This is a genomic window from Vibrio sp. 10N.286.48.C11 (genome assembly GCF_041469805.1).
GTDB lineage: Bacteria > Pseudomonadota > Gammaproteobacteria > Enterobacterales > Vibrionaceae > Vibrio > Vibrio crassostreae_C.
On record NZ_JBFRLK010000155.1, the window covers coordinates 1 to 2,508 of the forward strand.

General features: G+C 40.2%; 2 protein-coding genes and 2 pseudogenes. 3 read left to right on the forward strand and 1 reads right to left on the reverse strand.

Going from position 1 to position 2,508, the window contains the following annotated elements:
* The first annotated feature begins 74 nt into the window (after window positions 1-74).
* The 3 genes and pseudogenes from arcC to AB4209_RS22305 form a co-directional block, all read left to right on the forward strand.
* On the forward strand, window positions 75-986 hold the full coding sequence (gene arcC, locus AB4209_RS22295) for a carbamate kinase (RefSeq protein ID WP_372057423.1): 912 nt from the start codon (window positions 75-77) through the stop codon (window positions 984-986).
* 134 nt (window positions 987-1,120) lie between these two features.
* Window positions 1,121-1,591, forward strand: a complete 471-nt coding sequence (locus tag AB4209_RS22300; RefSeq protein WP_372057425.1) for an arginine repressor — start codon at window positions 1,121-1,123, stop codon at window positions 1,589-1,591.
* A 40-nt stretch (window positions 1,592-1,631) separates the two neighbouring features.
* A pseudogene (locus AB4209_RS22305) lies at window positions 1,632-1,745 on the forward strand (integrase); the annotation flags it as partial.
* Between the two features lie 112 nt (window positions 1,746-1,857).
* Here AB4209_RS22305 and AB4209_RS22310 read toward each other — a convergent pair.
* Window positions 1,858-2,508: pseudogene (locus AB4209_RS22310) on the reverse strand (methionine synthase); the annotation flags it as partial.

Sequence of the window (2,508 nt, forward strand, 5' to 3'; positions counted from 1 at the left end):
GGATTTGATCACGTTTTAAAATTCCAAATTAAATATAAAATTCAAATCGAAAAATAAATCAATTGGAGATATACATGACTAAGCCAACTTTAGTTGTCGCTATTGGCGGCAATGCTTTGCTTCAAAGAGGCGAAATAATGAGCTGTGAAAATCAAAAGAAAAGTATAGAGGCTACAGCGACCGCGCTTGCCAAATTACATGAGCAATATCGATTGGTGCTCGTCCATGGTAATGGGCCACAAGTTGGATTGTTAGCATTACAAAATCTTGCGTATAAGGATTGCCCACCATACCCATTTGATGTGTTGGGGGCAGAAACTCAGGGGATGATAGGTTATTTGATGCAACAAAAACTGAAGCAACAACTTCCTCATATGAATATTGAAACCATTCTCACTCAAGTTGAAGTAGATAAAAATGACCCTGCGATTAAAGATCCTAGTAAGTTCATCGGTCCAGTATATGACAAGGAGCAAGCAACTCAATTGGCGGAAGATAATAACTGGGTAATTAAACCTGATGGTGACAAATGGCGTCGTGTTGTTCCGTCACCTATGCCAAAAGCGGTTGTTGAAATTGATGCTATTCGTAGTCTACTAGAAAAAGATCACCTGGTGATATGTGGCGGTGGTGGTGGTGTTCCAGTTGTTAAAACTAAACAGGGCTATTATACGGGTTTTGAAGCGGTTATTGATAAAGATATGACCGCAGCTTTGATCGCTCAAGAGCTAAATGCAGATGATCTATTAATTTTGACTGCTGGTGAGTATGTTTGTATCGACTGGGGTAAGCCTACAGAAGAAAAATTATACGATGAAACTGTGGCGACTATGCGCAGTTATGAATTTGCTGCAGGTTCAATGGGGCCGAAAGTCGATGCATGTTGCCTATTTGCTGAGAGGTCAAAAGGTGCTGGTCATATTGGTGATTTATATAAAGCGCTGGACGTAATGAATGGCTCGTCTGGAACTCATATCAGAATGTAATTTTGGAGTTGTCTGCCTACATTAATAGCGGTATTTATTCATTAGAAGTATATCGCTATTGTGTGGCTTGTCACGGAAATTTTCTATGGCTAATGGTTATTATAATACAACTTTGATAGCAATAAGATAACTTCATGACTAATAATGCCCAGCATGATTCCATAGCTAGATTAATAAAACAGACTATTATTCAACAAGAGATTAGCTCGCAGGCGAAGTTGGTTGATATTTTAGAAAAAGCGGGATTTGGCAAAATCCATCAATCTTTGGTATCTCGAATTTTGAAGAAGTTGGGTGCAGTACGGGTAGTAAATAATCACAACCAGTTGATTTATCAACTGCTTCATGAACTGGAAATGCCAACGACAAAAACTGATATCGAAGAGATGATCAATGATATTGATCATAACCATTTTTTTACCATCATTAAAACTACACCCTCTGCTGCAGAACTTGTGGCTCGTTTAGTTGATTCTTTACGTTTTCAGATGGGGATTTTGGGAACAGTATCGGGAGATGATACGGTTTTTGTTACGCCTAGCATGGGAACTCATCCACAAAAGTTGACTCAAGATTTGTCGGATTTTTTTGGACTAACCAACTAAAGTGAGTATTGGTTCAGTCTCTCTGAGTCGCGTTGAAAAGATGTGGCGAATTAGAACTAGACTAGAGATCAAAAATAGTTTGATGGAACTTGCGCTACTTAATTTAGCGATCGATAATAAACTTAGATCTAGTGATTTGGTCCCACTCAGAGTTCCTACTAGCCGATATTCGGACAAGTTGTTGCACTTAAGTGAGTTAGTTGATCGTTTAGGAGAGAAAGGCTACGAATATACAGTTAGTAACTTTTATACGCCAATACGTGTTGTTATTTTGCTAAGAACTCGTTTCTCACAATTTCGGCACCTGCTCTTAATGCATTGAGTTTTGCTCGTGCTACATCGCGAGAAAGGGGAGCCATGCCACAGTTAGTACATGGGTAAACCTTATCGGCATCTACGTACTTCAGTGCTTCACGCAGTGTGGCAGCTACAGATTCTGGTGATTCTATGGTGTTGGTTGCCACATCAATAGCACCCACCATCACTTTTTTACCGCGCACGAGTTCAAGTAGCTCCATTGGCACATGTGAGTTATGGCACTCTAGAGAAATAATGTCGATATTCGATTTTTTCAGTTTCGGGAATACCGCTTCGTATTGACGCCACTCGCTGCCTAGTTTTTTTTCCAATCTGTATTGGCTTTGATCCCGTAGCCGTAACAAATGTGCACTGCGGTTTCGCACTTCAGACCGTCGATTACGCGTTCAAGTGCCTCAATACCCCAGCAATTAACTTTATCAAAAAAGACGTTGAATGCTGGTTCGTCAAACTGAATGATGTCCACACCTGCTGCTTCAAGTTCTTTCCCTTCTTCATTTAGAGTTTTGGCAAACTCTAACGCCAATTCTTTACGGGATTTATAGTGCGTGTCGTAAAGGGTATCAACCATGGTCATAGGGTAAGCGTGCCATGAACAC